At 53.2% G+C, this 25,969-nt stretch carries 21 protein-coding genes; 11 read left to right on the forward strand and 10 right to left on the reverse strand.

Translation table 11 applies throughout. The annotated features are described in order from the left end of the window. Positions 1–171: 171 nt before the first annotated feature. Positions 172–1,242 carry a 7-bladed beta-propeller protein YncE gene (gene yncE / locus OGY06_RS22670; RefSeq protein ID WP_191221902.1) on the forward strand — a complete coding sequence of 357 codons (1,071 nt, stop codon included), beginning with the start codon at positions 172–174 and terminating at the stop codon, positions 1,240–1,242. Positions 1,243–1,326: 84 nt separating this feature from the next. Continuing rightward, positions 1,327–3,336, forward strand: a complete 2,010-nt coding sequence (locus OGY06_RS22675) for a TonB-dependent receptor domain-containing protein (RefSeq protein WP_218667663.1) — start codon at positions 1,327–1,329, stop codon at positions 3,334–3,336. 57 nt (positions 3,337–3,393) lie between these two features. Here the strand turns inward: OGY06_RS22675 and OGY06_RS22680 are convergent, their stop codons facing one another. Genes OGY06_RS22680 through tamA form a run of 3 tightly spaced genes read right to left on the reverse strand, consistent with a single transcriptional unit; the run spans position 3,394 to position 9,247 of the window. Beyond that, a complete protein-coding gene (locus tag OGY06_RS22680) occupies positions 3,394–3,738 on the reverse strand; it encodes a gamma-glutamylcyclotransferase family protein (protein WP_003025723.1) in 345 nt (114 codons plus the stop codon). Positions 3,739–3,740: 2 nt separating this feature from the next. Beyond that, on the reverse strand, positions 3,741–7,517 hold the full coding sequence (tamB, locus tag OGY06_RS22685; RefSeq protein WP_286605976.1) for an autotransporter assembly complex protein TamB: 3,777 nt from the start codon (positions 7,515–7,517) through the stop codon (positions 3,741–3,743). Next, complete coding sequence (gene tamA / locus OGY06_RS22690) at positions 7,514–9,247, reverse strand: autotransporter assembly complex protein TamA (protein WP_003025718.1); 1,734 nt, start codon at positions 9,245–9,247, stop codon at positions 7,514–7,516. The genes tamB and tamA overlap by 4 nt, the downstream gene beginning before the upstream one ends. Before the next feature lie 212 nt (positions 9,248–9,459). Between tamA and msrA the strand changes: the two genes are divergently transcribed. Then, the gene (msrA, locus tag OGY06_RS22695) at positions 9,460–10,098 is read left to right on the forward strand and encodes a peptide-methionine (S)-S-oxide reductase MsrA (RefSeq protein WP_003830412.1); all 639 of its coding nucleotides are present in this window, start codon (positions 9,460–9,462) and stop codon (positions 10,096–10,098) included. 272 nt (positions 10,099–10,370) lie between these two features. Then, positions 10,371–11,711, forward strand: a complete 1,341-nt coding sequence (gene paeA, locus OGY06_RS22700; RefSeq protein ID WP_003830418.1) for a polyamine export protein PaeA — start codon at positions 10,371–10,373, stop codon at positions 11,709–11,711. Between the two features lie 66 nt (positions 11,712–11,777). On the opposite strand, the gene OGY06_RS22705 is transcribed toward paeA, so the two are convergent. Next, positions 11,778–11,984 (reverse strand): DUF1107 domain-containing protein, encoded by a 207-nt coding sequence (locus tag OGY06_RS22705; protein ID WP_003025710.1) that lies wholly within the window; start codon positions 11,982–11,984, stop codon positions 11,778–11,780. Between the two features lie 328 nt (positions 11,985–12,312). Here OGY06_RS22705 and OGY06_RS22710 point away from each other — a divergent pair, with 328 nt between their 5' ends. Continuing rightward, complete coding sequence (locus OGY06_RS22710; RefSeq protein ID WP_003830421.1) at positions 12,313–12,870, forward strand: YtfJ family protein; 558 nt, start codon at positions 12,313–12,315, stop codon at positions 12,868–12,870. Here the strand turns inward: OGY06_RS22710 and cysQ are convergent. Then, positions 12,860–13,600, reverse strand: coding sequence for a 3'(2'),5'-bisphosphate nucleotidase CysQ (gene cysQ / locus OGY06_RS22715; protein ID WP_003830423.1), 741 nt, complete (start codon positions 13,598–13,600; stop codon positions 12,860–12,862). The genes OGY06_RS22710 and cysQ overlap by 11 nt on opposite strands. A gap of 188 nt (positions 13,601–13,788) precedes the next feature. Between cysQ and cpdB the strand changes: the two genes are divergently transcribed. After that, entirely contained in the window at positions 13,789–15,732 is a 1,944-nt protein-coding gene (gene cpdB, locus OGY06_RS22720) for a 2',3'-cyclic-nucleotide 2'-phosphodiesterase (RefSeq protein ID WP_286605977.1), read from the forward strand. 47 nt (positions 15,733–15,779) lie between these two features. On the opposite strand, the gene OGY06_RS22725 is transcribed toward cpdB, so the two are convergent. Next, the gene (locus tag OGY06_RS22725; protein WP_032934267.1) at positions 15,780–16,160 is read right to left on the reverse strand and encodes a winged helix-turn-helix transcriptional regulator; all 381 of its coding nucleotides are present in this window, start codon (positions 16,158–16,160) and stop codon (positions 15,780–15,782) included. A gap of 90 nt (positions 16,161–16,250) precedes the next feature. On the opposite strand from OGY06_RS22725, the gene OGY06_RS22730 reads away from it, so the two are divergent. The 3 genes from OGY06_RS22730 to OGY06_RS22740 all read left to right on the forward strand — a co-directional run bounded on the left by OGY06_RS22730 (position 16,251) and on the right by OGY06_RS22740 (position 19,047). Continuing rightward, entirely contained in the window at positions 16,251–17,099 is an 849-nt protein-coding gene (locus tag OGY06_RS22730; RefSeq protein ID WP_063941647.1) for an SDR family oxidoreductase, read from the forward strand. Between the two features lie 81 nt (positions 17,100–17,180). Beyond that, the gene (locus tag OGY06_RS22735; protein ID WP_126319443.1) at positions 17,181–18,005 is read left to right on the forward strand and encodes an AraC family transcriptional regulator; all 825 of its coding nucleotides are present in this window, start codon (positions 17,181–17,183) and stop codon (positions 18,003–18,005) included. A 76-nt stretch (positions 18,006–18,081) separates the two neighbouring features. Further along, the gene (locus OGY06_RS22740; RefSeq protein ID WP_063941648.1) at positions 18,082–19,047 is read left to right on the forward strand and encodes a DMT family transporter; all 966 of its coding nucleotides are present in this window, start codon (positions 18,082–18,084) and stop codon (positions 19,045–19,047) included. A 68-nt stretch (positions 19,048–19,115) separates the two neighbouring features. On the opposite strand, the gene OGY06_RS22745 is transcribed toward OGY06_RS22740, so the two are convergent. Further along, positions 19,116–20,687, reverse strand: a complete 1,572-nt coding sequence (locus OGY06_RS22745) for a methyl-accepting chemotaxis protein (protein ID WP_126957068.1) — start codon at positions 20,685–20,687, stop codon at positions 19,116–19,118. Between the two features lie 244 nt (positions 20,688–20,931). Between OGY06_RS22745 and ytfE the strand changes: the two genes are divergently transcribed. Beyond that, on the forward strand, positions 20,932–21,594 hold the full coding sequence (gene ytfE / locus OGY06_RS22750; protein ID WP_003025690.1) for an iron-sulfur cluster repair protein YtfE: 663 nt from the start codon (positions 20,932–20,934) through the stop codon (positions 21,592–21,594). 158 nt (positions 21,595–21,752) lie between these two features. On the opposite strand, the gene cycA is transcribed toward ytfE, so the two are convergent. After that, entirely contained in the window at positions 21,753–23,162 is a 1,410-nt protein-coding gene (gene cycA / locus OGY06_RS22755; RefSeq protein WP_003830438.1) for a D-serine/D-alanine/glycine transporter, read from the reverse strand. A 308-nt stretch (positions 23,163–23,470) separates the two neighbouring features. Further along, positions 23,471–24,091 (reverse strand): BamJ family beta-barrel-assembly machinery protein, encoded by a 621-nt coding sequence (gene bamJ / locus OGY06_RS22760; protein WP_032934269.1) that lies wholly within the window; start codon positions 24,089–24,091, stop codon positions 23,471–23,473. A gap of 219 nt (positions 24,092–24,310) precedes the next feature. Here bamJ and OGY06_RS22765 point away from each other — a divergent pair, with 219 nt between their 5' ends. After that, entirely contained in the window at positions 24,311–24,961 is a 651-nt protein-coding gene (locus tag OGY06_RS22765; protein ID WP_003830442.1) for a LysM-like peptidoglycan-binding domain-containing protein, read from the forward strand. Positions 24,962–25,025: 64 nt separating this feature from the next. Here OGY06_RS22765 and OGY06_RS22770 read toward each other — a convergent pair whose 3' ends face one another. Then, positions 25,026–25,949 carry a DMT family transporter gene (locus OGY06_RS22770; protein ID WP_008786017.1) on the reverse strand — a complete coding sequence of 308 codons (924 nt, stop codon included), beginning with the start codon at positions 25,947–25,949 and terminating at the stop codon, positions 25,026–25,028. Between the last annotated feature and the right edge of the window lie 20 nt (positions 25,950–25,969).

Raw genomic sequence — 25,969 nt, forward strand, 5'->3', positions numbered from 1 at the left:
CAGCCCCTGGTTAGTAAGGGTTTTTTAATTTCTACTTTCTTTTCCCCCTCCCCTTCGCTGTTTTCTTTTTGACCTACCAGATTGGGTAGTCACATTTCATTTATGTTAATTGCGAATGAGATTAGATCTCATTATCATTCTCAGCATGTAAATAAATGTGAATAAAAGTCAATGAACCTCCACAATGTGAAGTCCCTGAAACGCTATTCCTGCGTGGCTCTCGCCATAGCACTGTTATTTACCAGCCTGTCCAGCGTGGCACAGACGCTACCTGAGAAAGATTTTCTGACCCGCGACGTTGGCAACGGCGTGTATGAACTGGCGGTTGATAGCCAGCAGAATACGCTTTTTGCTGCCTCGTCGCCGTCGTTTGATAAAGATAAAACCAGCGGGCTTATCTATAAACTCGATCTGGAGAAACTCACCACGACTGAAGTTATCGAAACCAGCCGTCGTGCCTTTGCCACTGCCCTGGATGAAGAAAATCAGGTGCTGTACGTGGGTAACACGCTGGAGGGTTCCGTCACACTCATTGATACCCGCAGCGGTAAAGAGCTGGCGATACTGCAACTGAGCGAAGCCAAAAACCCGAAAGAAATTGTCCATACCCGCGAAATGGTGCTTGATAAACAGCATCACCGCCTGTACGTTTCCGGCGTGGCTGAAAAAGGCATTGTCTGGGTGGTGGATACGCAAAAGCGCGAGAAAATCGCTACCCTTGAAAACATGGGCCAGTATCCGACCGGCATGGCGGTCGATGCAAATAAGAACCGCCTGTATGTCGTAAATGGCCGCAACGAACTTATTACACTGGATACCACCAACCATCAAATTATTAGCCGCTTTAGCATTGAGCCCGGCAAAAAACATTTTTTCCTGAATATTGCTTTGGATGCAAAAAATAATCGCGCATTCCTGACCGATCCTGATTTAGCGGATGTACTGGTTGTTGATATTAATACCGGTAAGGTTATTGCCCCCATTAAGGTTATCAACTCGCTGGCGGTGATATATAACGAAAAACGCCAGGAAGTGTATATCACCCACCGAAATGCAAAACGCATCAGCATTGTGGACAGCAAGACTTATCAGGTAAAACAAAGCATTGAAACCAATGCGTTACCTAACAGCCTGGCGCTCTCGTCTGATGCCAACACCCTGTATGTCAGCGTCAAACAGCCGGAAAAAATGGCAGGTGTGAAGCCCGACTACGTGCTGAAAATCGACCTCTCCAAATATTAATAATTAAAAACGCTTCTGACACCTTGCAGCTTTTCTGGGCTGCAAGGTGATGCTTTTATTTTTTACTTTTCAGGTGTCTATATTATGAAAACGCGTCAACTTATTACGCTGACAGGGATCGTTGCATTCTCAGGCGGTGTTATTTTCCCCACTCAGGCAGAAGAACTCACCGAAACCTCACGCAATAGCGAAGATGAAATGGTGATCACCGCATCCGGGTTCTCGCAGCAAAAGCGCGAAGCGCCAGCCACCATTTCCGTTATCGATCGTAAAACGCTGGATATTCAGCCGGACCGTAGCATTGGTGAAGCGATTAAAAACCTTCCAGGCGTCTCGGTCACTAACAGCAGCGGCATGAACGCTGGCAGCATTATGATCCGCGGCATGGACCCGTCCTATACCGCGTTTATGGTCAACAGCGTCAAACAAAATACCGGTGAATCTCGCCCTTACGGACATGACATCGGTACTGAAGCCAGCTTCTTACCGCCGATGGAGGCCATTGAGCGTATCGAAGTTATCCGCGGGCCCATGTCCTCGCTGTACGGATCAGATGCCATCGGCGGTGTGGTCAACGTGATTACTAAAAAACCGTATGGTGCAAAAGAGTGGACAACGGCAATTGCCGCCAATACCTGGCTTCAGGAACACCAGTATTTGGGTAATACCAGCCAGATGAATCTGTTTACCATGGGGCCGATTGTGCCCGATGTTCTCGGCCTTAGCGTAGCGGCCGACTGGCTCGACCGTCGCGATGACGATCGCAATAACTATTTCGGCAAACACAACCGTAAATCCGTTGATATGACGCTGGGCTTGGCCGCTAGCGAAAATAACCTGTTCGACCTCAATGTGGTCACCGGTGAGCAGGAGAAAAACCGTACCCAGAAGCGCGGCGCGCCGTGGTCATGGCTGTTCGATCGTAACGCCGCCACCCTAACGCATACCGGCTGGTATGCCGACGACACCATCGCAACGACCAACTACATAAACTATGAAAAAGGCCGTTCGAAGTACGTTTATGACAGCCAGTCGCCGCAGTATGTGCAGATGGAGAACTACGTCGCCAATTCGCAAACCACCTTCACGCTCGACAACCATAAACTGACCGTTGGGGCGAATTTCACCCGCGAAGAGCTGAATGACCGCTTTGATGTGGCCAACAAAACGCTGCCCGGATCTGAGCCAGTGACAAAAATCAGCCGTAACGGTTGGGCATTGTTTGCTGAAGACGGCTGGAGCATTGACGACTTCATCCTGACCACATCAGCGCGTATGGACCAGGATGATAACTTTGGCACACATATTACGCCGAAAATGTACGGTAACTGGGCCTTCAGCAATGACTGGGCGCTGAAGGGCGGCGTTTCCGCAGGTTATAAAAAACCTGAGCTGCGTGCGACATCCAGCGACTTTGTCACCCCATACGGCTCGACTGTACCTTATCCCTTCCTGACCGTCGGTAACGACGATCTGAAACCAGAACAAAGCGTTAACTCTGAGCTGGGCCTCTACTGGACGGGGAATGCGCTGTCGCTGGATAGCACCGTCTTCTATACGCAGTTCAAAGACAAAATTGCTGAACAAACCATTTGCGAAACCACATCGACGAATCAGTGCTCCGTGAATGGCTACAAGGCGGACTCCGTCAGTAAATACTTCAACGTCAGCAAGGCGGACGTGTACGGTATAGAACTGAATGCCGACTGGCAGATTAGCGCCGATGTGAAAGCCAACGCTAACTACACCTGGAACCACAGCGAACAGAAAAGCGGCGTAAACAAAGGCTACGCGCTCAACGATTATCCGCGCCATATGGCGAACCTGTCGCTGAACTGGGCGGCAACGCAGAGTCTGGACGTATGGAGTACGGTGAATTACCGCAGCAGTAACCGCAACAGCGGCAATAACTATAAGTATGATGACTACACGATGGTCGACGTAGGCGTACGTTATAAGCTCAATAAGCACACGCAGCTGATGGCAGGGATCTACAACGTGCTGGATGAGGATCCGAAACTGACGACTGCATGGAATGAATCCGCGCAGGTGGAAGGCCGCCGCTATAACCTCGGCGCGCGCGTGGAGTTTTAAGCCTTTAATAAACAACGCCACCCGAAGGCGGCGTTGTTTATTCTGGTAGGCGATATATCAGTACTGGTCTCTGTCTAACCAGTTACCGCTTTCAATCAGCGTTAAGCCATCAACCGGACGTTGGTACACGTACATCCATGCACTTCCGTACGGCGTTTGAATTAACTGGCGTGCGTATTCACCGCCGCGGGTACGCAGAGCGTCAAGCTCTGCCAGCGTGGCGTTATCAATACGATAAACTTCCCCGTGTACTGTTCCATTTCCCGGAACCGCGCCTGGATAGTGGCCCAGGCTGTACAACTGGTAGTTATCGATACTGAAATTTCCCAGCAACAGGGCATTGGTCATCCAGTGGCTGTTGCCTTGTTTGGTTCGTAAACTGCCGTAGACAAATATTCGCATTGCTAAAACTCGAACTGATAGAGCAAATCAAGTGCCTGATCTACGCCAGACACTGCTTCCAGATATAGCTTAGGCATCAGACGATAACGTAGCGTGAGTGTCGCTAAGGAGTCAAATATACCCACACCATATTTCACCTGCAGACCTGGCAGTACGTATCCGCTGACAACCACCTGAGATGAGTCGCCCACCCCTTGCGTGTCCAGAGCCAGATTGCTTACGCCAAATGTCTCCCCGATTTTACCCACAACCTGACCACTTTGTGCAACCCCCAGACCAATAAGCATTGAAGTCATCGCTGCGCTATCGCTTTGTTCGCTATCCAGCCCTTGTCCACGTAGCAGGTAGGAAAGCGCCATTTGCTGCGACATTGCCGGGTCGGAGAAGATCTCCGCCTTCGGTTCATCGGCGGTACCGGTGACGCGAACACCAGCGATCACATCGTCTTCGGTGGCATCTGGGTTACGAATCGCTTCGATGTTGAGCAACGGCTGATCCGGCGGACCGGAGAACAACAGCTCGCCCTTACGCACAATCAGATCCTGACCATAGGCGTGGAAGCGACCGCTCGGGATATTAATTTGCCCGTTAAGCCCCAGACCTTGCTTATCCTGCACCACTTTCAGATCGCCCGTCAGACGCGCTTTCAGACCAAAGGCGTCAAGACGCACGTTGTTACCAACGTGGATGTTCAGATTGCTGTTGATCGGAATACCGGCGGTCTGCGGTTTCTCGGGCTGCAGATTGTTGTTAAGCATGACCATATCGCTGGAAACCCCAACCGCGCTTTCCGGCAGGTCATGTACCACGATACGCGCCCACGGCACATCCACGTTGCCATCGAGAGTAAACAGGCTTGGTGTAGCTTCAAAGACCACGTCCGGCGATACGTCCAGGCGGACCATCGGCGGTACGGTAATACGTACCCTGCTGCCTTTAGCCGCAACGCGCGCCCGCCAGTTGTCTATCTGACTCCAGTCGGCATCGCCGCTCAGGTTAATTTCGCCCTGCTGCGTACGCACCACGCCCGCCAGCGTTGAGCGTGTTCCGGCGAAGTTAACAGCTAACTGGCTTGGCTGCATGTCAAATGGCATGAAGTTACCGTCAATATCCAGACCGCTCAGTTGCAGCTGTCCGAGCAACTGCGGGCTTTGCACATCTCCGCCCAGCCGCAGGTTGGCGTTGATCATCCCTGCCGCTTTTTCACCGCGCGAGAAGATGGGGTTCACCATCGCCAGATTGAAGTTGCGAATATTGACGTTACCGCCCAGATTACGACGCCCTTGCGGGTCCGTTACCTGAACCTGCCCGTCAAACTGCCCGTTGTTGGTCAGACGAATCAGCCAGCCCAACTCGGCACGGTTATTGTGCAGGTCGGCGGTCAGATTCAGCGTTTCAAACGCTACGGGGAGCGGGGCATCATTCACGCTTTGCGTGACCTTGACGTTACGTCCGCTCAGGGTGACCTGCCCCTGTGGCAGCCCCTCTTTGGTGGTGTCCCAGCTCACATCAGCTTTGCCGGTGAACACACCGCTGGCCTGGGTTGTCTCCGGCATAAACGGTTTTAGCATAGCCAGGTCGAAGCGGTTAAGGTTCACCACCGCGCGACCTTCTGCACCGGCATCAATGGTTTGTGGTACGCACAGCTCCGCATTCGGGTTGTTCCAGCAGTGCGGCCCGATACTAATTTTCTGTTCCTGATTACGATAATCCAGCGCGATAGCCCGGTTGAGCGACCACGGACCGACCGGCGTCTGGAAACGGGTATTGCTTAACTCTCCTTTCCAGCGCTGTTCTTTGCGATCAAAGCTCCCGGCAAGATCCAGTTGCCCGGAAACCGGCTCACCCTGAATGCGTAACTGCAGCTCATGCTGCTTTTCACTGCCTTTGGCGTTGAGCGTCACCAGACCAATATTCACGTCAGGTTGTACAATCCGCTCTACGCGAACGTTGAGATTACCGGCGATTTGCTCGGCCGATTTCACATCGCCTTCGACGCGCACCTGAGCAACGGAAAGTTCCTGCCAGCGCAGACCACGGGCGGTAATATCCGCCAGCAGCTGCGGTGCTTCAACCGTACCGCGAACTTTTACCAGCCCTTTCGCCGTACCGCCCAGACCCGGCAGCGCGTTATCCAGGCTTGGGGCATCAATCGTCGCGTCGAGGTTAAGGTCTTTAACCCCCAGTTCGCCTTTTACGTCCGCACTGTTACGTCCCAGCTCCAGATGCAGGCCCGGGATCGTCCACTGCAGGTAGCTATTCCCCTTCAGCGAACCGTTCACATTGACCTTGTTCTGTTTCACGTTGCCGGTCAGCTTCAGCTCCGGAACCTCCATCTGCCAGCTTCCGCCGTACAGACTGCCGCGCGTTTTCACCAGGCCATTCAGTTTTGACGGCCAGTCCGGGATCGCTTTCACGGTATTGATACCATCCAGCGTTAGCTCCCCGCGCCAGCTGATCGCCTGCTGCCAGTCCACCAGCGCTTTCAGCTCGGTTTTCCCTTCCAGCGCCGCAACGCTGAGTTTGTCGAGATTGATCTGTTGCTCGTTGCCTTTGGCGTCCAGCGTGATAGTAGCCGGAGGAATATCCTGACCTTTCACGGCGGTACGCATCGACAGCGTATAGTCGGTCATCTTGCCGGTCAGTTTGAGCTTGATGTCATCGGCCTGGAACTGTTTCTCACCGGTAAACGGCCAGTAAACCTGCTTACTCACCACCTCAATGTTTAGCGGCAATCCGGCTTCTGCCAGGCGCGTCTGCGCACGCAGGTCCATATCCACCGGACCAGACAGATTGACGCCGACTTCCAGCTGTTCGCGCAGCGCGCCGCCAACCTTCAGCTTCACCTTTTCGCCTTTTAACGGGTCGATGTTTAGCGTGCTGTTTAACGTAATATCAACCGGCCACGTGTCGGTCAGTTGCGCCGTGCCGCTGGCTTTTACCGTTCCCTGATTCGAGTCGATATCCAGCGCGTCGAGCTTCATGTTGCCGTCTATGCTGCTCACTTTCAGCAGCATGCTATGTACCGTTAAATCCGTATCCCCAGTCACGCGCAGCTGCTCGCCGCGAAACTCTTCAATATTGAGATTGAGCGGCAGATGGACATCGGTCATTTCCGGCAGTACCGGCTTTGAGAACAGATCTTTTAGCGTTTCGCCGAGCGGCTTTTCATCCGGCTGCGGGTTTTGAATCTTCGGTTCGACAACCTCTTCCTGTGCCACTTCCGCCACTTTAGGCAGAGCAATCAGCAGCCCCTGTAATGACGTTGGCTTCAACGTCAGCGTTTTTTCCTGCCAGTTCAGGCCGGAAGTAAAATCCAGCACTGAAACCGTGGTGTCATCGATTTTGATATTGATGTTGTTCAGCGCCACGCGCGAAAGCGTGATGGGGTAAGGCGTGGAAAGATTAAGCGGACCGCTCTCTTCTTCCTCTACCGGCGCGGATGGCGGCATCTTTTTGCTGTCGATTGCCACGTTGATGTTTTTCAGCGCCAGATCGTTGACGCACAGGCTGCTGTCCCACAGACAGTTAAGCCCCACGGCCAAATGCACTTCACCAGCATTCACCGCCACGCCTGGCTGGTCGTAGCGAATATTTTTCAGTGATAGATCCCGCCAGCCGCCGGTGACCTGACCAATTTCCAGACCCGGAACCCACCGATTAGCTGCTTTGAAGATCAGATGCAGGCCCGAGGTGGTACCGACGAGGAACGCCACCGAGCCTAACAACAGCAGGATAAAAATCAGCACGCCGAGGCTTATCTTCTTCCATAAACTCATAATTCAGGCCCCAGACCGATGTAAAACTGTAAACCATGTTCATCTTTGTCGCCGACCGGGACGGCAAAGTCGAGCTTGATAGGTCCCACTGGTGATTGCCAGCGTACGCCGACCCCGGCACCGGTTTTGAAATCGCTTCGGCGAATATCGCTGACCGCTTCACCGCTATCGACAAACATCGCGCCCCACCATTTACCGGTCACGTTGTACTGGTATTCCAGCGAGCCAGTTGCCAGCTTAGAGGCCCCTTTCAGCTTGCCGTCGCTGCCTTCCGGCGAAATAGATTTGTATTTGTAGCCGCGAATACTGCGATCGCCCCCGGCAAAGAAACGCAGGTCCGGCGGTACTTTGTCGAAGTCTCCGGTTTCAATCCAGCCGAGGTTGCCGCGCATCACAAAGCGATGCCTGTCGTACAGCGTGCGGATCCAAACGTTTTGCGCCTGGAAGACGGAGAAATCAACGTCTGAACCCCAGGCCGTGTTGGAGTAATCAATGGAATAACGCTGAGAGTCGCCCCAGACAGGCATCAGGCCGCCGCGTGAGCGCGTCCGGCTGATCATCACGCCCGGATAGAGCAGCATAGTGGTGTTGGTGACGTTACCCTGGGTAAAGTGGTCGAGGCTCCAGCGCAGGTTAATCGCGCGCTGCCAGCCGCTGGAGAGGTCCCAGTAGCGGGAAACCGCAAGCGTTGTGGAATCCTGCTCGGTGTCGTTTAAATCGGTACGCTTAAAGCCGCCCTGTACCAGGTAATACTGTTCCAGCGGGTTCTTTAACAGCGGCATTTTATAGCTGAAATCAAGCACCTGCTCTGGCGCCGAGATACTGGCGCTGGTCGTCAGGCTATGGCCGTAGGAGTTCATCCACGGCTTTTTCCACGAGGTCTTCACCCGTGGCCCGACGTCAGTTGAATAGCCGACCCCGGTTTCGATGGTGTTTTCGGTTCGCGGTGAGACCACGCCTTTCAGCGGCAGCACTTTGGTTTTGCGGGCTTTATCAAACTCCGGTGCGACGACCACGGAATTAAACCATCCGGTCGCCGACAGACGACGGTTCAGTTCGCCCAGATCTTTCGACTCGTACTCTTCACCTTCTTTAAAGGGCACCAGATTTTGCAGATACTCATCGCGAATTTGCGAGCCTTCAAAAGTGACATGCCCAAAGCGATAGCGTTCGCCGCTGTTGTAATCGATATCCCAGAACGCCTGGCGACGCTCAAGCGCTATTCCAAGCTGGCTTTTATTAAATTCACTGTCGAAATAACCTTTACGCAGCGCCACGCTGGTGAGTGACTTTTTGAAGTTGTCATAGTCCCCCTGATTCAGCACGGTGCCGATTGCCGGGCGCGTTTTCAGCAGATCCAGATAATCTTTATCCGTACGCGCGCCACCGCGCAAAATCACCTCAGTGCCACCAATCAGCACCGGCTCGCCGGGGGTCACTTTGGCAATCAGCACCTGGCGGCCTTTCGCCGGCGGTGGACGCAGTTCAAAATCAATGGTCGGCTCAAAGTAGCCCAGCGCTTTTAGCCCTTCGCGGATGGCATCATCAACGCGCGCACGAAAGCGTCGGTCTGGAGTGACTTCATCACTTTGAATCGTGGACAGCTGCGCACGGACGTTTTTCTCCAGCGGTCCTGATAATCCTTCGACCTGTAAGCGTACATTCGCGGCGGCGGCGGAGCCACTTAAGCACAGTAATCCCACCCAACATAACTGACGGATATGTGGCACATTTTCTCCTGAATATCCTTTTTTCCCACCCCTGGAAAAAAATACTATGCCGTTCCTCGGCTTAACAAAAAATCAACAATAAGAGTTGAAAAACAGACGACAACCCAAATATTTCTTATGTTTAACTCTAGACGTATTCACGCCGTTTATTGTGGGCAAAGACGCGTCTCGTTACAACCTTAACCCAAATGACTGATTTCGGGAGAACGGCCATGAGTTTATTTGATAGAAAGCATCTTGTTACTCAAGCAGATGCGCTACCTGGACGCAACACCCCGATGCCAGTGGCAACGCTGCATGCGGTTAACCAACATTCGATGACCAATGTGCCCGACGGTATGGAGATAGCTTATTTCGCCATGGGATGCTTCTGGGGCGTTGAGCGTTTATTTTGGTCATTGCCAGGGGTCTACAGCACGGCGGCCGGGTACACCGGCGGCTACACCCCAAACCCAACATATCGGGAAGTGTGTTCTGGCGATACCGGGCATGCCGAAGCGGTACGCATCGTCTATGACCCGCATGTTATCAGCTACGAACAACTGCTGCAGGTGTTCTGGGAAAATCACGACCCGGCTCAAGGCATGCGTCAGGGGAACGACCAGGGCACGCAGTATCGCTCCGCCATTTACCCGTTAACGCCGGAACAAACCGCCGCCGCACAGGCCAGCCTTGAGCGTTTTCAGGCAGCAATGACCGCCGCAGGCGACGAGCGCACCATTACCACGGAAATCACTACGGCAACCCCGTTCTATTATGCCGAGGACGATCACCAGCAGTATTTGCACAAAAATCCTTACGGATATTGTGGCATTGGTGGTATTGGTGTTTGCCTGCCGCCACAAGGATAATTTCCCCCTCTGGCGACTTTACAGTGCCTTACGCTATACTAGCTTCTGAATTTACCGGCTCACTTCCACGAGCCGGTTTTCAATGAATATTCCATTGGATTTATACTCTAAGGATTTCGAGTTGCAGGCAGGCGGCAAACTCGTGAATCCCCAGGAGCATAGAGAACTATGTGACTGGGGTGAATGAGTGCAGCTAACGCACCTGCAGCTTGAAAGACGACGAGTATCAACTTCTCCCTTCCGAGGATCTGACCCGAACGGTCGGATAAGATATGTTAAACAGTATTTTAGTCATTCTCTGCCTGATCGCCGTGAGTGCGTTTTTCTCGATATCTGAGATCTCGCTTGCTGCATCACGCAAAATAAAACTTAAACTGCTTGCCGATGAAGGCAACGTAAACGCACAACGTGTTTTGAAGATGCAGGAAAACCCCGGCATGTTTTTTACCGTCGTGCAAATTGGCCTTAACGCGGTCGCCATTCTCGGCGGTATCGTCGGTGATGCAGCATTCTCCCCGGCGTTTTACAGCCTTTTCTCGAAGTACTTCACTCCAGAGCTGTCCGAACAGTTAAGCTTTATTCTGTCGTTCTCGCTGGTTACTGGCCTGTTCATCCTGTTCGCGGATTTAACCCCGAAACGCATCGGTATGATTGCGCCAGAAGCTGTGGCTTTGCGTATCATCAACCCGATGCGCTTCTGCCTGCTGGTCTTCCGCCCGCTGGTATGGTTCTTTAACGGTCTGGCAAACAACATTTTCCGTCTGTTTAAGATCCCAATGGTGCGTAAAGACGACATCACCTCGGACGACATTTACGCCGTGGTCGAAGCGGGTGCGCTGGCGGGTGTTCTGCGCAAGCAGGAGCATGAGCTGATTGAAAATGTATTCGAACTGGAATCCCGTACCGTCCCGTCTTCAATGACCTCGCGCGAGAATATTATCTGGTTCGATCTCCATGAAGATGAGCAAAGCCTGAAAAACAAGGTGGCGGAACATCCGCACTCCAAATTCCTGGTGTGTAACGAAGATATCGACCACATCATTGGTTATGTTGATTCAAAGGATCTCCTCAACCGCGTACTGGCGAACCAAAGCATGGCGCTGAACAGCGGCGTACAGATCCGCAATACGCTGATCGTCCCGGACACGCTGACGCTCTCTGAAGCGCTGGAAAGCTTCAAAACCGCAGGCGAAGACTTTGCCGTCATCATGAACGAGTACGCGCTGGTGGTGGGGATTATCACCCTCAACGACGTTATGACGACGCTGATGGGCGATCTGGTAGGTCAGGGTCTGGAAGAGCAGATTGTGGCACGTGATGAAAACTCATGGTTAGTCGACGGCGGTACACCGATTGATGACGTGATGCGCGTGCTGGATATCGACGAATTCCCGCAGTCTGGCAACTATGAAACCATTGGTGGTTTTATGATGTTCATGCTGCGTAAAATCCCGAAACGCACCGACTCGGTGAAGTATTCAGGCTACAAATTTGAAGTGGTGGATATCGATAACTACAAGATCGATCAGCTGCTGGTGACGCGTCTGGACAGCAAACCTACTGTTCTGGTACCAAAACTGCCAGATGCAAAAGAAGAGGCAAAGGCGTCTTAACGCCCTACAGAAACATCAACGGCTCCCATCAGGAGCCGTTTTTTTAACTACTGCATAGCACTTTGATCAAGCCATCTCAGTTTGCAGACGCAAGACCTGACGGTTAACTTCGGACATCACGGAAAAATGCAGTTTGTCCTTCACTTTTGGGATAAGAATCTTACCCTTATCAAATTCAAAAGCGCCTACATCCTTGATATATAACCGTCCACGAAACAGGATCTTCACGTACTTCGCCACCTGCAGCGGGTTGTATCGTTGGAAAATTTTCATTGTTGTCTCCTGCTGAGCATTACGCCTTTGCGGTACCACAATCGGTCCGACAATCCTCAGGCGCAAATTTTAATGCCCTATGACTATAGACTATCTCGTTGATGTTTCCAGCGTGTATAAGTTTATTTACCTTCAAGTTACAATTATTCAGAATTATCTTTTCAACGCTTCGCTGTCTTCAGTATAAGCCTTCATTTTTCGCAGGATTTGTGCGCCCGTCCGCAAACTGGCATCGCGCTTGCGGGAAAAAGCATCATTCGCACATATGATTAAATTCCAGACCCAAGTGGTCGGATCACCTGCAAAATAAAAGAAAGAAGGAAAAACTATGACCTTACGAAAACTGCTGGCGCTGTCGTGCCTGCTACTGCCGATGATTGCCTCCGCACATAAGTTTGAGACTGACCAGCGCGTACCGCCGGTGGGGATCGCCGATCGCGGCGAACTGATTCTCGATAACGATAAGTTTAGCTACAAAAGCTGGAATAGCGCGCAGTTGCCAGGCAAAGTGCGAATTGTGCAACACATTGCCGGACGCACCTCCGCCAAAGAGAAAAATGCGACGCTGATCGAGGCAATCAAAGCCGCCAACCTGCCTCACGACAAATACCAGACCACCACTATCGTCAACACGGATGACGCCATTCCCGGCTCCGGTATGTTTGTGCGCAGCAGTCTGGAGAGCAATAAGAAGCTCTACCCGTGGTCGCAATTCATTGTCGACAGTAATGGCATTGCGCGTAAAGCCTGGCAACTGGATGAAGAGAGCTCCGCTATCGTCGTACTCGACAAGGACGGACGCGTGCAGTGGGCAAAAGATGGCGCATTAACGCAGGAAGAGGTGCAGCAGGTAATTGCCCTGCTGCACAAATTACTCAGTAAATAGAGACGCGGAAGCCGGGGTTGAGGAACGATTCACGTGGGGTGTAATCCAGAGGTTTCCCCTGCCAGTCGTGAACGTGCGCTCCGGCTGCGGCGGCAACGGCATGGCCAGCGGCGGTGTCCCACACGTTGGTTGGCCCAAAACGCGGATACAGCTGTGCGTGCCCTTCCGCCACCAGGCAGAACTTCAGCGATGAGCCAATCGAGGTGGTCTGGTGCTCACCCAACTGTTGCAGATATTCTTTTAACTCATTGTCGGCATGCGAGCGGCTAATGACCACCAGCGGCGGACGCGCGTCACGAACCTGAATTTGTTTGCGTACGCCGCACTCTTCTTTCCACGCTTTACCTTCTGCTGCGCAGTACATCACTTTCATTACCGGCGCGTAAACCACGCCCAGAACCGGCTTTCCTTTCTCGATTAGCGCAATATTGACGGTAAATTCACCGTTACGCTTAATGAACTCTTTGGTCCCGTCCAGCGGGTCCACCAGCCAGTAGCGCTGCCAATGCTGGCGAACATCCCAGCCAGGAGGCGCCTCTTCAGACAGAACCGGAATATCCGGCGTCAGCGCCAGTAATCCTTCGAGGATCACCGTATGCGCGGCGATATCTGCCGCCGTGACCGGAGAATCATCCTGCTTGCTGGTAATCTCCATCGGTTTGATTCCATCGTAGACCTGCATAATGGCATCGCCCGCGTTCCGTGCAAGCTGGCATACATGTTCTAGCATTCTCCACCTCGTTTCTGTCAGTGGTGTTAACTCGTTGTTTTACTTATACCCGATCGTCAGGGGATCCGCCAACTGTGATAGCGTCTGCGGTTTTAAACGCTATATTCATGTCATGATTCACAGTTCTGTAAGCAAGAAGATTTATATACATTTTCTTTTGTGGTTTAGATCTTAAAAGGATGCCCCTGATGATTAAGTTTAGTGCAACGCTTCTGGCAACGCTGATTGCAGCCAGCGTCAATGCCGCGACCGTCGATCTGCGTATAATGGAAACCACTGATTTGCATAGCAATATGATGGATTTCGATTATTACAAAGATACACCGACTGAAAAATTCGGTCTGGTACGTACGGCAAGTCTGATCAACGCTGCGCGTGGTGAAGTCAAAAACAGCGTGCTGGTTGATAATGGCGATCTGATTCAGGGCAGCCCGCTCGGGGATTACATGGCGGCCAAGGGGCTGAAAGCGGGCGAAACACACCCGGTATATAAGGCGCTGAATACCCTGGATTACGCGGTGGGTAACCTCGGCAACCATGAATTCAACTACGGTCTGGAGTATCTGCACAACGCGCTGGTCGGGGCGAAATTCCCTTACGTTAACGCCAATATCATCGACGTTAAGACCAAGAAGCCGCTATTTACGCCTTACTTGATCAAAGACACTGAGGTGGTCGACAAGGAAGGGAACAAGCAAACGCTGAAGATTGGCTATATCGGCTTTGTGCCACCGCAGATTATGACCTGGGATAAAGCCAACCTCAGCGGCAAAGTCACGGTGAACGACATTACGGAAACTGCACGCAAATACGTTCCGGAAATGAGAGAAAAAGGCGCCGATGTCGTGGTGGTGGTTGCTCACTCCGGGCTTTCTGCCGACCCATATCAAACGATGGCGGAAAACTCCGTTTATTACCTCAGTGAAGTACCGGGCGTGGATGCCATTATGTTTGGTCACGCTCACGCCGTCTTCCCGGGTAAAGACTTTGCCAATATTAAAGGCGCAGATATCACAAAAGGTACGCTGAATGGGGTTCCTGCGGTGATGCCGGGTATGTGGGGCGATCACCTGGGCGTGGTGGATTTAGTGCTGAATAACGACAGCGGTAAATGGCAGGTCACTCAGGCGAAAGCCGAGGCGCGCCCGATCTATGACGCCGCAGCAAAAAAATCACTGGCAGCAGAAGACAAAAAAATCGTTGAGATCCTGAAAGCCGATCACGACGCCACGCGTGAGTTTGTCAGCAAACCGATCGGTAAATCCGCCGACAACATGTACAGCTATCTGGCGCTGGTACAGGATGACCCGACCGTACAGGTGGTGAACAACGCGCAGAAAGCCTATGTGGAACACTTTATTCAGGGCGATCCGGATCTGGCAAAACTGCCGGTACTTTCCGCCGCCGCGCCGTTTAAGGTCGGTGGACGCAAGAACGATCCGGCAAGCTTCGTAGAAGTCGAAAAAGGTCAGTTAACCTTCCGTAACGCCGCTGATTTGTATCTCTATCCCAACACTCTGGTGGTGGTGAAAGCCAGCGGTAAAGAGGTGAAAGAATGGCTGGAATGTTCCGCCGGGCAGTTCAATCAGATTGATATCCACAGCAGCAAACCACAGTCGTTGATTAACTGGGATGGCTTCCGTACCTATAACTTCGACGTGATTGACGGCGTGAATTATCAGATTGATGTTTCACAACCCGCCCGCTACGACGGTGAATGTCAGACCATTAACCCGAAAGCGGAACGTATTAAAAATCTGACCTTTAACGGCAAACCAATCGATCCGAATGCCACCTTCCTCGTCGCGACCAACAACTACCGCGCCTACGGCGGTAAGTTTGCCGGAACCGGCGACAGCCACATCGCGTTTGCCTCTCCGGATGAAAACCGCTCGGTGCTGGCGGCGTGGATTGGTGCAGAGACGAAGCGTACCGGTGAAATTCACCCGGCGGCAGATAACAATTGGCGTCTGGCGCCAATTCATAGCGACACACCACTGGATATTCGCTTTGAAACATCACCGTCTGATAAAGCCGCGGCATTTATTAAAGAGAAAGGCCAGTATCCGCTGAAGAAAGTCGCGACCGATGACATCGGTTTCGCTATTTATCAGCTGGATTTAAGTAAGTAATTTTCGTGCCGGATGCGGCGCAATAGCGTCTTATCCGGCCTACAAAACTACGCAGCCCGTTCGTCCCGCTGCGCTAAAACCTGCGGCAAATTCAGTTCTATCCAGTCCGCCAGCGCGGCAACTTTATCGCTCACCTGCTCACCCAACGGCGTCAGGCTATACTCCACGTGCGGCGGTACCACCGGATACGACACCCGATTGATAAACCCGTCATGCTCTAACGCTTGCAGGGATTGCGCCAGCATCTTTTCACTGACCCCGCCCATCTTACGGCGCAAATCGCTGAAACGGTGCGTACCGTCGCGCAGCGCCACCAGAATCAACACGCCCCAGCGGCTGGTGACATGTTTTAACACCTCGCGGGAGGGACACTGTTCGGCAAACAAGTTGCCATCGCGTAACTGCTGGGAGAGCGTCGAAGCTGTCATTTTCATACTAACCTTTTTGTGCGTACTTACTAAAAGTAAGTTTAGGTGTTAGCGTGATTAAACACAAGACCAATACCAAGGAGTCACTCCATGATCGCAATTACCGGCGCCACCGGCCAACTGGGCCAACATGTTATTGAATCTCTGCTGAAAACCGTTCCTGCCAGCCAGATTGTGGCAATTGTGCGTAATCCCGCTAAAGCGACGGCGCTTAGCCAGCAGGGCATTACCGTTCGTCAGGCGGATTACAGCGATGAAGCCGCCTTGACGGCTGCCTTACAGGGTATCGATAAGCTACTGCTAATCTCCTCCAGCGAAGTGGGACAACGCGCCTCGCAGCATCGCAACGTGATTAACGCAGCGAAAGCCGCGCACGTGAAATTCATCGCCTACACCAGCCTGCTGCACGCCGACACCTCCCCGCTGGGGCTGGCTGATGAGCATGTGGCAACCGAGAAGATGCTGGCTGAATCCGGTATCGCATACGCGCTGCTGCGTAACGGCTGGTACACCGAAAACTATCTCGCCAGCGCACCGGCTGCACTGGAACACGGCGTGTTTATCGGGGCTGCAGGTGAAGGCAAAATCGCCTCAGCGACCCGCGCCGACTATGCCGCTGCCGCCGCGCGCGTCATCAGTGAAGACGTTCATTCCGGTAAAACTTATGAGCTGGCGGGCGACGCAGGCTGGACCCTGAGCCAGTTGGCTGCCGAGCTGGCAAAACAGAGTGGTAAAAAAGTGGTGTATCAGAACCTGAGCGAAGCAGATTTTGCCGCCGCACTTAAAGGTGTAGGCCTGCCTGCCGGGCTGGCGGACATGCTGGCTGACTCAGACACTGGCGCCTCCAAAGGCGGTCTGTTCGACGACAGCCATACGCTGAGCAAACTGATTGGTCGCCCGACCACCTCGTTGGCTGACAGTGTCAAAGGCATCGTGTAAGTGTTAAAAATTAGTTAATTGTGGTGGCATCCCCGCGCATCCTCTCTGATAATGACAGGATGATGCGTGGGGAGAGAAAACGTGCAAGGTGTACCTGAGCAGTTTATTGATGAGAAAGACAGCGCCCGCTTTCGCCATCTGGCGCAGGTGCCGGGCGTTGAGCTGTATCATGCGCACATCTCGCGTTACGCTTTCGAGCCGCACACCCATGAAGCGTTTGGCATTGGCGCGATAGAAGCCGGAGCCGAACGTTTTCGCTATCGCGGCACGCAGTATGTTGCCCCCGCCCATTCCGTCGTCACCATGAATCCCGATGAGCTGCATACCGGCGAAGCCGAAACCGCCGACGGCTGGCGCTATCGGATGATTTATCTTGAACCCTACCTTCTGGAAGAGGTCACCGGGATCCGCCACTGGTGGTTTCATGACGTAACGCGTCACGATCCGCTGCGCTCGCGCCAGATCTGCTCGCTGATCCACAGCCTGTGGAACACGGAAGATCCGCTGGCGCAAAAAGGACTCCTACTCGATCTGATCGACACGTTCCAGCCACTGGCCCGCCATGCGCCGGTATTGACGGAGGGGGCGCATCGCTTTGAACGGGTACGCGAGTATCTGCACGATAATTATATGCATCCGGTCACGCTCGACGAGCTGGCGCGGGTTGCATCGCTGAGTCCCTGGCATTTTCAGCGCCAGTTTAAATCTCATTTCCACGTCACGCCGCACCAGATGCTGATGGCGATCCGCCTATGGCGAGCCAAAGGTTTTCTCACTTACGGTATGCCCGCCGCAGAGGTCGCCGCCGCAACCGGCCTCACCGACCAGTCGCATCTCACCCGCGCGTTTACTCATCGCTACGGCATTACGCCGGTACGTTATCAGAAACAAGTCGTCCGGCGTTGATCAGCAATCTCATACAATACGGCGGCATTTTTCCTGCCTACACTCGACTCATTGTTAAACGATGTGGATGTCAAAAATGATTAGCGGTGTGTTGTATGCCCTGTTGGCCGGGCTGATGTGGGGATTAATTTTTGTTGGACCGCTGATCGTACCGGAATACCCGGCGGTATTGCAGTCGATGGGGCGTTATCTGGCGCTGGGGCTGATCGCATTGCCGATTGCCTGGCTGGGACGTGCGCGCCTGCGTCAACTTGTGCGGAAAGACTGGGTAACTGCGCTGACGCTAACAATGATGGGGAATCTGATTTATTACGTTTGCCTGGCAAGCGCCATCCAGCGCACCGGCGCACCGGTCTCCACGATGATTATTGGTACATTACCGGTGGTGATCCCGGTCTTCGCTAACCTGCTCTACAGCCAGCGTGACGGCAAATTATCATGGTGGCGTCTGTCGCCTGCGCTGGTATTGATTGGTATAGGACTGCTGTGCGTGAATATCTCGGAGCTGAATCAGGGGTTACCAGACTTTAGTGGCTGGCGTTATGGTTCCGGCATCGCGCTGGCGCTTGTCTCGGTGGTGTGTTGGGCATGGTATGCGCTGCGTAATGCCCGCTGGCTGCGCGAGAATCCGGATAAGCACCCGATGATGTGGGCGACGGCCCAGGCTCTGGTAACGTTGCCTGTTTCTCTGGTCGGTTACATTGCCGCCTGCCTGTGGCTTAACGGGCAAACGCCGGACTTCGCTCTGCCCTTCGGTCCGCGTCCGGGCGTGTTTATCGGTCTGATGATAGCCATTGCGGTATTGTGTTCGTGGGTTGGCGCATTGTGCTGGAACGTCGCCAGCCAAAAATTACCGACGGTGATCCTCGGCCCGCTGATTGTCTTCGAAACGCTGGCTGGCCTGTTGTACACCTTTATTCTGCGCGAGGAATTTCCACCTCTGCTGACGGTTAGCGGAATTGCGCTGCTGATGGTTGGGGTGGTGATAGCCGTCAGAGCCAAGCCACAGAAACCGAGCGTCGTGGTGGTTTCACAATCATAATGTGCCGGATGGCGCTGCTTATCCGGCCTACAAGGATTGTACGATCTCATGTAGGCCGGATAAGGCGTTTACGCCGCCATCCGGCGCGACACTTTAAACACCGCTACCGTCTGGTTCAACCGCGCGGCCTGCTCTTCAAGCGCGGCAGCGGCGGAAGCGGACTCTTCTACCAGCGAGGCGTTTTGCTGGGTCACGCGATCCATTTCGGCAACCGCCTGGCCTACCTGATCGATACCCCGACTTTGTTCATCAGAAGCTGAGGCAATCTCCCCCATGATGTCGGTCACGCGGGTCACGGCGCTAACTATTTCCGCCATCGTTTCGCCCGCTTCATGCACCAGCGCCGTGCCGGCATTGACCCGATACCCCGAGTCATCAATCAGCGCTTTGATCTCCTTCGCCGCCTGGGCACTACGCTGCGCCAGCGTCCGAACCTCGCCTGCGACCACGGCAAATCCGCGTCCCTGCTCGCCCGCACGCGCCGCTTCCACCGCCGCGTTTAGCGCAAGGATATTGGTCTGGAAGGCAATGCCGTCGATAACATTGGTAATTTGCGCGATTTTGCTGGAACTGGTGGCGATTTCATCCATCGTACGCACCACGCCATCGACCACGTTTCCGCCTTTTTGCGCCGTTTGTGAAGCATTTTTTGCCAGACTGGTCGCCTGACGCGCGTTATCTGCGTTCTGTCTCACGGTTGCGGTAAGTTGTTCCATGCTGGCAGCAGTCTCTTCCAGAGAGGCGGCCTGCTGCTCGGTACGTGAAGAGAGATCGTTACTGCCTGCGGCGATTTCACCCGCGCCGGTATAGATGGTATCGGCCCCGTCACGCACCACGCTGACCGTATTCGCCAGCGCCTGCTGCATGTCACGGACGTTGCTTGCCAGCAGCGCCATTTCATTACTGCCATCGGCGCTGATGGGGTGCGTCAAATCGCCTGCGGCAATGTGGCGAATATGTCCCATCACCTCGTGGAGCGGCTTGAGCAGCACTCGCTGCATCGCCAGCCAACTGGCGATAATCACGGTGACGACAATCAGCATCACCGCGGACAGCAGCCAGATTATCTTCTGGTAATCACTCTCATTGTCCTGCACTCCGGCAGTGGCCAGCGCCGTTTGCGCACTACGCCATTGCCGATAAACTTCCTGCATGGCCGTTTGCTTTTGCTCGGCATTCTGCTTGAACATCTCTTCCAGCTTTCCTTCAGCCAGCAGCACGTTCATTTTTGCCAGCGTCGCAGAATAGATGCCGTACTGCTCTTCCAGTCGATCGGCCAGATGCTCATCCAGCCCAGGCGTTTCCGGCAGAGCGTAGTATTTATCGTAATGATCTTTCGATTCGGCCAACAGGCGATTTGCCGTGTTCACCAGCTCCTGCAACTGACCGCCGTTAATCTCGCTGGCCATCGTTCCCTGTAAACGCAGCATGCCCCGGTTGAGCGTGACGCGAGCCTGGTTCAGGCTAATCCACGCATCGGTAAACTCGGCCACGTTCTGGCTGGAAAGTTGAGACACGTTAAAGTTCTGCTTATCGTTATTGAGTGCGCCAATAAAGACGCCCGCGGAGATGAGCTGCATTGCGCCCAGCGCGAGTAACACGGTGATAAGTAAGGTTATCACTTTGATTCGTTTGAACATCTGTAGCCTTTTATTATGCAGGTATTGTCTGAGGTCTAACTATCGGCAGCGGCGTGCGCTTATTTAATCCTGTCGTGCGGCTTTTTTCACCGTACCTCTCCTTTCCAATAAGATTCAGCATCTTAACGAGATAAGAAATTTTCGTGACATCCATCACAAAACACCCCACCCCGAAAGGGTTATATCCTTTGCCATAAGTTGTATTTAAAATACATCTTATATTATTGAGAATGAGGTAACGGCAATGTCATATCGCGATCAACCTTTAGGTGAACTGGCGCTCTCTATTCCTCGCGCTTCGGCCCTGTTTCGTAAATACGATATGGATTACTGCTGCGGCGGTAAGCAAACGCTGGCACGCGCTGCCGCGCGTAAAGAGCTGGATTTAGACGTTATTGAGGCGCAGCTTGCGCAGCTGGCTGAACAGCCGCTGGAGAAAGACTGGCGTACCGTGGCTCTGGCTGAAATCATCGACCATATCATCGTGCGTTATCACGACAGACACCGCGAACAGCTGCCGGAGCTGATCCTGCAGGCCACTAAAGTTGAACGCGTTCACGCAGACAAACCGAACGTACCGCGCGGTCTGGCGAAAAACCTGACCATGCTGCATGAAGAGCTGTCCAGCCACATGATGAAAGAAGAACAGATCCTGTTCCCGATGATCAAACAGGGCATGGGTAGCCAGGCGATGGGGCCAATCAGCGTGATGGAAAGCGAACATGACGATGCGGGTGAACTGGTAGAAGTGATCAAACACATCACCCATAACGTAACGCCGCCACCAGAGGCCTGCACTACCTGGAAAGCCATGTATAACGGCATTAACGAGATGATCGACGACCTGATGGAACACATCAGCCTGGAAAACAATGTTTTGTTCCCGCGTGCCCTCGCAGGTGAATAAAAAAAGGCGCCCGAGAGCGCCTTTCTGAAGTCCGAATTCGGCCACTGCATATGTGGCCTTTTTTGTGTCAGAACGTAGACCTGATAAACGCAGCGCCGGCGGCATATGCCGGATGCGGCGTAAACGCCTTATCCGGCCTACATCTCACTGCTTAGCGATTATCGCGTACCTGCCATACGTTTCTTACCGATGAACAACCAGCCCAGACCCAGCGCGATGAACCACAGCGGCGTGACGATCAGCGCCTGACGGGTATCATCTTCCAGCGTCAGCAGTACCAGTACGAAGACGAAGAACGCCATACATACCCAGCACATCAGCTTGCCTAACGGCATCTTGTAGATTGATTTTTCATGCAGGTGAGGACGCTGCTTGCGGTACACCAGGTATGAGCAAAGAATGATGGTCCAGACGAACATGAACAGAATCGCCGATACGGTGGTGATCATGGTGAAGGCGCCAATCACGCTCGGGTTCACGTACAGCATCACCACGCCGCCCAGCAGACAGATACAGGAGAAGGTTAAACCCTTCGCCGGAACTGCGCGTTTAGACAGCTTGGCAAACGCTTTAGGCGCAACGCCTTCCTGCGCCAGACCGAACAGCATACGGCTGGTAGAGAACACGCCGCTGTTTGCAGAAGAGGCAGCTGAAGTCAGTACCACAAAGTTGATCAGGCTCGCCGCAGCAGGCAGACCAACCAGCACAAACAGTTCAACGAATGGGCTCTTGGTTGGCACTACCGAGCTCCACGGCGTAACGGACATAATCACGATCAGCGCGAACACGTAGAACATGATGATACGGATTGGAATCGAGTTAATGGCGCGCGGCAGCGATTTTTCCGGATCCTTGGTTTCCGCTGCGGTCGTACCCACCAGCTCAATACCCACAAACGCGAACACCGCTATCTGGAAGCCGGCAAAGAAGCCGCTCAGACCTTTCGGGAACCAGCCACCGTCATTCCACAAGTGCGTGAAAGATGCCTGAACGCCGGTTGGCGACTGGAAGTGCGTCAGCACCATCACCAGACCGACGACAATCAGGCCGATGATGGCAACGATTTTGATCATCGCAAACCAGAACTCCATCTCACCAAACATTTTTACAGTGGCAAGGTTGAGGCTCAGCAGCAGCACGATCACCGCCAGCGAGGCGACCCAGTCTGACAGTTCGGGGAACCAGAATTGCGCATACGCGGTAATCGCGACCACGTCTGCCATCCCGGTAACGACCCAGCAAAACCAGTAGGTCCAACCGGTAAAATACCCGGCCCATGGCCCGAGCAGGTCAGAGGCGAAATCACTAAACGATTTGTACTCCAGATTCGAGAGCAGCAATTCACCCATTGCACGCATCACGAAAAACAGCATAAAACCGATGATCATATACACAAAGATGATCGACGGTCCGGCGAGACTGATGGTTTTACCGGAGCCCATAAACAGGCCAGTACCGATAGCGCCACCAATGGCAATAAGTTGAATATGACGGTTTGTGAGATTGCGCCGTAGCGACTGTTCAGACGACGCCTCTTCAGCGGTGTCGACTTTTACCTGATCTACCATGTTTTTTCTTCCTGTACCTGTCTGTGTTGTTCAGGCTCTACGGCCTTTAGTGTGTCTATGATACGACGATCCTGTTATCAGGACTCATCGATATTAGGTAAGAATTGGCGGGATGAATACTAAGATTTAGATATAATGTTAATTTAATGTTTAAAGTGAGTGTCATATCACTCTGATAGCGCGAATCAGCTCACAAAAATACACGCTGATGGGGCATTTGCAAGATAAAATATCGACAACGACGTAACTATAGCTTTTCACGCTATTTTTTTGTTCCCCCCGGCCTTGGGGGGAACAGAAGTCACTGCTTACAGGATCTCAAGCAGCTCAACTTCGAACACCAACGTGCTGAACGGAGGAATGGACGCGCCAGCGCCACGCTCGCCGTAAGCCAGTTCCTGAGGAATAGTCAGTTCCCATTTGGAACCTACCGGCATCAGGGTCAGCGCTTCAATCCAGCCTGGGATTACGCCGTTAACCGGGAATTCAGCTGGTTCGCCACGTGCGACAGAGCTGTCAAACACGGTACCGTCGATCAGTTTACCGGTGTAGTGCACGCGAACGCGGTCAGTACGTGCCGGAATAGCACCTTCACCCTGGGTCAGAACACGGAACTGCAAACCAGATTCAGTGCTGTTCACACCGTCTTTCTCACGGTTTTCTTCCAGATATTTGACGCCATCAGCCGCCATAGCCTGGAAACGCTCGCGACGTACTGCGTCAGCGCGTTCGTGGATTTCACGCAGTGCGCGATGCACAACATCAACCGGCACTGCCGGGTGCTTACCTTCCAGCGCGTCAGCGATACCCGCTACCAGCGCTTCAGGCAACAGTCCTTCCAGTCCGGATTCGCTCAGCTGTTGTCCTACCTGCAAACCAATGCCGTAGCTTGCTTGCGCTTCGATAGTGTCAAAAGTCGGGTTAGCCATCATATTTCCTTTCATCGGATGTAAAGTAGCGGGCAGCATATCAGCCATGCCGCATCCGGTAAAACTTTGTCTCGGGAACAGATGACAAATCGCGAGGAAACATAAACAATAGGAATATCCCGCGTTGACGTCACGAAAGCGGGTAATATGACGAACATCATAGCGTTAGCCATCTATACTCTATGATCGAGGAACGAGACGCGGAGCAGGAGGAAAGCCATGCCCGGGCGCTTTGAATTAAAACCAACCCTGGCGAAAATCTGGCATGCACCGGACAATTTTCGCATTATGGACCCGCTACCGCCTATGCACCGCCGCGGCATTATTATTGCCGCTATTGTGTTGGTGATAGGTTTCCTGCTCCCTTCCAGTGACACCAGCGATGCCCCTGTGGTGACGCGTACTGCCCAGCTGGATTTACAGTCACAGTCGCAGCCACCGACCGAGGCTCAACTGCAGGCACAGCTCGTCGCGCCGCAAAATGATCCCGGCCAGGTCGCTCCGGTTGCGCCAGAGCCAATCCAGGAAGGAGAACCTGATGCGCAGCCTCAGGTCCAGCAATCTCAGCCGCAGACACAACCTTTCCAACAGGATAGCGGAATTGACCAGCAGTGGCGCTCCTACCGCGTAGACTCAGGTAAAACGCTGGCGCAGGTATTCCGTGACCATAACCTCCCGCCAACCGATGTCTATGCGATGGCACAGGTTGAAGGCGCCGGAAAACCACTGAGCAATCTGAAAGACGGTCAGATGATACAGATCAGGCAGAATGCCAATGGCGTGGTGACGGGATTAACCATTGATACCGGGAATGGTCAGCAAGTACTGTTTACCCGCCAGCCTAACGGCAGTTTTATCCGCGCCCGTTAAGCGCTGTGACCCCGCGATTCCAGGCCTGATAAGCGATAGCGCCATCAGGCATCAAGGTGAAACGTCAGCGTTTCACCTTGTTCACCCACCAGATCCCCGAACACACCAGCACCAGCGCTACCGCATATTTCCATTCGAGAATGTTTTCACCGAGGAATATTGCCGACAGTACTGCTCCCGAAACCGGGATCAGGAAGTTAAACGGCGCAATCATCCCCACGCGATTATGCTTGAGCAGAATACTCCACAAGGCGAAAGCGACCGAAGAGAGTAACGTCAGGTAGCCGAGAATCGCCACCGAAGATGCACCGTGTACGGTTAGCGTGCCGCCAAAAGCGTAGCCGCCGATAACCAACGCCAGGCCGCCACCGCCCAACTGGTACCCTGTCATTACCGTCGGGTCCACCGTCTGAGAAATACGTTTTCCATATAGCGTGGCAGCAGAGAGAATAAAAGCTGCCATCACTACTGAGCCGTCACCTAACAGGCTGAAGCTAAAATCCATTCCGCTGCTAAAGTTCACCACCATTACGCCGGTAAAGCCGAGAATACAGCCCAGCGCTTTGTTGTAACTCAGTTTGTCGTTATGGTAGATAAAATGGGCCAGCAGCACGCTGAAGAAGGTCCCGGTCGCATTCATGATGGACCCTTTCACTCCCGTCGTGAACGCCAGGCCAATGTAGAAGAAGATGTATTGCAGCGAGGTTTGCGTTAGCCCCAACAGCGTGAGTTGGCCGTACTGACGCGGACTTAACCGGCCAATCGGTTTACGCTGCGCTACCGCCAGCAGTAGCAGCAATAATCCCGCAAACAGAAAGCGATATCCGGCAAAGACAATCTTTGAGGGAATGTCATCCGTGGCAATCTGGAAGATCTCATATCCGCTTTTGATCGCCGGATAGGCACTCCCCCACAGCAGGCAGCAGAACGCCGCGCTCAGGTAGACAACATTTTTACGTGCAAACAGAGGTTGGTGCGTTGGTTCCATTCCATCACCACTTTGAAATA

The sequence above is a fragment of the Citrobacter sp. Cpo147 genome, assembly GCF_030332405.1.
GTDB classification, from domain to species: Bacteria; Pseudomonadota; Gammaproteobacteria; order Enterobacterales; family Enterobacteriaceae; genus Citrobacter; species Citrobacter portucalensis.

Excerpts from the sequence above, each read along its gene's own strand:
- yncE (WP_191221902.1), top strand. The coding sequence starts at position 172 with ATGAACCTCCACAATGTGAAGTCCCTGAAACGCTATTCCTGCGTGGCT.
- OGY06_RS22675 (WP_218667663.1), top strand. The coding sequence starts at position 1,327 with ATGAAAACGCGTCAACTTATTACGCTGACAGGGATCGTTGCATTCTCA.
- OGY06_RS22680 (WP_003025723.1), bottom strand. The coding sequence starts at position 3,738 with ATGCGAATATTTGTCTACGGCAGTTTACGAACCAAACAAGGCAACAGC.
- tamB (WP_286605976.1), bottom strand. The coding sequence starts at position 7,517 with ATGAGTTTATGGAAGAAGATAAGCCTCGGCGTGCTGATTTTTATCCTG.
- msrA (WP_003830412.1), top strand. The coding sequence starts at position 9,460 with ATGAGTTTATTTGATAGAAAGCATCTTGTTACTCAAGCAGATGCGCTA.
- paeA (WP_003830418.1), top strand. The coding sequence starts at position 10,371 with ATGTTAAACAGTATTTTAGTCATTCTCTGCCTGATCGCCGTGAGTGCG.
- OGY06_RS22705 (WP_003025710.1), bottom strand. The coding sequence starts at position 11,984 with ATGAAAATTTTCCAACGATACAACCCGCTGCAGGTGGCGAAGTACGTG.
- OGY06_RS22710 (WP_003830421.1), top strand. The coding sequence starts at position 12,313 with ATGACCTTACGAAAACTGCTGGCGCTGTCGTGCCTGCTACTGCCGATG.
- cysQ (WP_003830423.1), bottom strand. The coding sequence starts at position 13,600 with ATGCTAGAACATGTATGCCAGCTTGCACGGAACGCGGGCGATGCCATT.
- cpdB (WP_286605977.1), top strand. The coding sequence starts at position 13,789 with ATGATTAAGTTTAGTGCAACGCTTCTGGCAACGCTGATTGCAGCCAGC.
- OGY06_RS22725 (WP_032934267.1), bottom strand. The coding sequence starts at position 16,160 with ATGACAGCTTCGACGCTCTCCCAGCAGTTACGCGATGGCAACTTGTTT.
- OGY06_RS22730 (WP_063941647.1), top strand. The coding sequence starts at position 16,251 with ATGATCGCAATTACCGGCGCCACCGGCCAACTGGGCCAACATGTTATT.
- OGY06_RS22740 (WP_063941648.1), top strand. The coding sequence starts at position 18,082 with ATGATTAGCGGTGTGTTGTATGCCCTGTTGGCCGGGCTGATGTGGGGA.
- OGY06_RS22745 (WP_126957068.1), bottom strand. The coding sequence starts at position 20,687 with ATGTTCAAACGAATCAAAGTGATAACCTTACTTATCACCGTGTTACTC.
- ytfE (WP_003025690.1), top strand. The coding sequence starts at position 20,932 with ATGTCATATCGCGATCAACCTTTAGGTGAACTGGCGCTCTCTATTCCT.
- cycA (WP_003830438.1), bottom strand. The coding sequence starts at position 23,162 with ATGGTAGATCAGGTAAAAGTCGACACCGCTGAAGAGGCGTCGTCTGAA.
- bamJ (WP_032934269.1), bottom strand. The coding sequence starts at position 24,091 with ATGGCTAACCCGACTTTTGACACTATCGAAGCGCAAGCAAGCTACGGC.
- OGY06_RS22765 (WP_003830442.1), top strand. The coding sequence starts at position 24,311 with ATGCCCGGGCGCTTTGAATTAAAACCAACCCTGGCGAAAATCTGGCAT.
- OGY06_RS22770 (WP_008786017.1), bottom strand. The coding sequence starts at position 25,949 with ATGGAACCAACGCACCAACCTCTGTTTGCACGTAAAAATGTTGTCTAC.